This is a genomic window from Saccharopolyspora sp. NPDC000995, from assembly GCF_053599315.1.
Genome location: NZ_JBSFLZ010000269.1, coordinates 1 through 2,838 on the forward strand (window position 1 = coordinate 1; position 2,838 = coordinate 2,838).

4 protein-coding genes are annotated in these 2,838 nt (G+C 65.1%); 2 read left to right on the forward strand and 2 right to left on the reverse strand.

The window, feature by feature from the left end:
- Positions 1 to 139 precede the first annotated feature (139 nt).
- A complete protein-coding gene (locus tag ACWDKQ_RS35650; RefSeq protein WP_450143152.1) occupies positions 140 to 868 on the reverse strand; it encodes a transposase family protein in 729 nt (242 codons plus the stop codon).
- Between the two features lie 182 nt (positions 869 to 1,050).
- Here ACWDKQ_RS35650 and ACWDKQ_RS35655 point away from each other — a divergent pair, with 182 nt between their 5' ends.
- Positions 1,051 to 1,605, forward strand: a complete 555-nt coding sequence (locus tag ACWDKQ_RS35655; RefSeq protein ID WP_450143155.1) for a hypothetical protein — start codon at positions 1,051 to 1,053, stop codon at positions 1,603 to 1,605.
- 23 nt (positions 1,606 to 1,628) lie between these two features.
- Here the strand turns inward: ACWDKQ_RS35655 and ACWDKQ_RS35660 are convergent, their stop codons facing one another.
- Positions 1,629 to 1,829, reverse strand: a complete 201-nt coding sequence (locus ACWDKQ_RS35660) for a helix-turn-helix domain-containing protein (RefSeq protein WP_450143153.1) — start codon at positions 1,827 to 1,829, stop codon at positions 1,629 to 1,631.
- Positions 1,830 to 2,599: 770 nt separating this feature from the next.
- Here ACWDKQ_RS35660 and ACWDKQ_RS35665 point away from each other — a divergent pair.
- The coding region (locus ACWDKQ_RS35665) for an Lrp/AsnC family transcriptional regulator (RefSeq protein ID WP_450143154.1) at positions 2,600 to 2,838 on the forward strand (239 nt) is incomplete at its 3' end.

Consider the following 2,838-nt stretch of genomic DNA (forward strand, 5'->3'; position numbering starts at 1 on the left):
ATGACTTCATCATTCGCGTACCCTGACACCCGGGCTCCTTCTTGACGTTCATGCGGCTTCAGCACCCACGAACGTAACGAGAAGGAGCCCTTCCAAGATCACCACCCAGCGAAATCGCTGATCACACACGTCCACCAGCTCACTCCAAAAGAGCCACACCCATATCCAACTGCCACAATGCATCGGGCCTGGCGCTGCCACCGCTTGTACTTCTACAAATAATCCTGCTCGCCCCCCAACCCACGGAGCCGCTCCCCGCCTGGTGTTCGCCACCCGCCTGCAGGACGCCGACAATGCGCACTCCGTCGAGATGCTCCACGGCAACCGGATCGCCGTCGCCGACGGCGGCAAGACGGTGACCAACGCCGGAATCCAGGTCTACGCCATCGGCGACGACCGCCTCGGCACCGGACGGCACGCAGGCGTCGCACCTTTCGAGTTCGGTGAGGTGACCGAGGCACGCATCGGGGATCGGCATCAGCTTGTTGTCCGGCCGGACCAAACGCAGCAGCGTCGTCCGATCCACTTTGATACCCAAGATCGCGGCCAGACGCGCCCCAGCTCGGCCTGCCAACGCCAAGCCCACCTGCCCCAACATCGCCAGCAGCGGAGTCGTCCGACGTCGATTCGGCTCGGACAGCCCGTCGACCTGTTCCACGAACGTCTTCGTCGCGCACTGAGAATCCAGGCATACGAACCGCCGGACCGTCAACGCGATGACCACTGGTCGCCTACCGAGCACGCCATCAGACAACCGGCGCACGTAACGGCTGTGCACCCGCCCAGACCGCACCCCGCAAGCCCGGCAGGTCGCCTCGGCCACGCGCGACCGAGCGCAGATCGTCACGCCGTCGGATCCGTACTCCACTCGCTCCACAACAGCCCGCCCAGATGAGGCAGCAACGCTTCCAGATCAACAGAGCACGCCCAATATGATCAACAACCGCGATCACGACCCGTCACCAGGGTCACGAAACCCGCGCCAGAGCCGATTCACCTGAGCGCCATCAGTTCACCGCCGCCTTCGACGCAATCCTCGCCAGCGAAGGCATCACGGTCACGAAGACCCCGCCGCGCAGCCCCAACTGCAACCCGCACGCGGAACGATTCACACGCTCCGTTCGCGAAGAGTGCACCAACCGAGTGCTGATCTTCGACAGAGGTCACGCGAAGAAGATCCTCCAGGAACTGAAGCACTACGAGTCCACAAGAGACAGTCACCTGCGAAAACCGAGAAACCGCAGCACAAACCGGTGCAGCTCACTTCCGCTCAGTGCAGTACAACGCGGTTCAACCCCCTACAATCCTCCCATTTTCCTCCCGCTCCCTCCTGCTCCACCCATCCAGACACCGACGCCAGGCGAAACTGGCGACACCGCGTCCGGCGCAGCAACCTGTCCCCACCCCGCACTGACCCATCGTTGGCGCACACTTGATTTGCTGGCGCACGTGCTGCAACAACACACGCCAAAACCAACTCGGTGGATCCGGGCTAAGCCAGTCAAGGGTGCGGAGCCAGAGATTGCGGTTGCCGCTGTTTCGGTCTGCGGCGGCAAGCTATGTGGCTCCGCAGGTTCGAAAAGCCGGAACCGGTCTGGTGGGTGAAATTCCGTGTCAGGTTGAGTGCGTCAGCCAGCAGCCGGCCACCGGACCCCGACCCGGATCCGCCGGTCCTCGTCCCGCAGGAGCCAGCCGTAGGTCACCAGTTCATCGACCAGCCGCGAGGCCGTGGCAATGTGCACGCCAGAACGGTTGGCGATGTCGGTGCCGCGCAGGGACGGCGCGTCCGGGTCGAATGCCTCGAAGATCCGCACGACCCGGGACAGCACCGACTCACCGTGCTGCGTGCGCGCTGCACCGCCACCCCCGCTCAGCTGTGACGAACTCGTGGAAGCGATCGCCATGGGTGATGTGGTCGCCGCCAGGACCCTGGCCGCCGATCATGTGCGTGGGGCGCAGCACCCCGACAGCCATCGCAGGCGCGCGTACGCCGACGGACGGCTGGTTCCGATCCGGCTCGCGAAGTCGGTCATGACGCCATCCGCTTCGACGTACGCACGCAGCGTCGCTAGCGCACGCGATTGTTTCTCGTCATCGAGTCGGAGCGCAGCTCTAAGTTGATCGTCCACATAGGCCAGGAGGCGTCGAGCCTCACGCAGCCGCCCGCGTACTCCGAGGTTGTGGCGGCGCCAGAGACGGAGTGCACTCGGGTCGGGCATGCGGCTCGCCACCTCCGCGCAATGGAGCGCGTCCGCGAGCGCGTCGGCGGGATCGCCGAACGCGGACACCGGTCTCATCGTCGCCACCACCGAGGCGTGACTAGCTCCCAGCACACGCAGAACTGCCTCTGATCCCTCTGCCGTGGTCCCGGGCCGGCCGACGTACGAGTCGGCGATACCCGAAACGGTATCGCTCCTCGCAGGATCGGCATTGGACTTGCCGACGCGGTGAGCCGGGAGTCGGCTGCGTCGCGATCGCGCAGTGCACGGTGGTGACGCCGGGGAAGATGATCACGGTGAACAACTCAGATCTCTATTTTGCAACTTTCCCGCACCGCCACCCATTGACTTGAGCTTTTCCCGCATTCAAGATGCACGTTGTGCAGAATGAAGGCAAGACCGAACTCGACCGGCGCATCGTCGCAGCCCTGCAGCTGAACGGCCGGGCGCCGTGGGGTGCCGTCGCCAAGCACGTCGGGGCCAGTGAGTCGACCGTGCTCCGGCGGGCCGAGAAGCTCACCGAGAGCGGACGGCTGCGGATCATCGGCGTCGTCGACGTGCTCCGCTGCGGCCTCGGCGTTCCGGTGCTCACGCGGCTGCGGTGCCGCCCGGGCTCCGC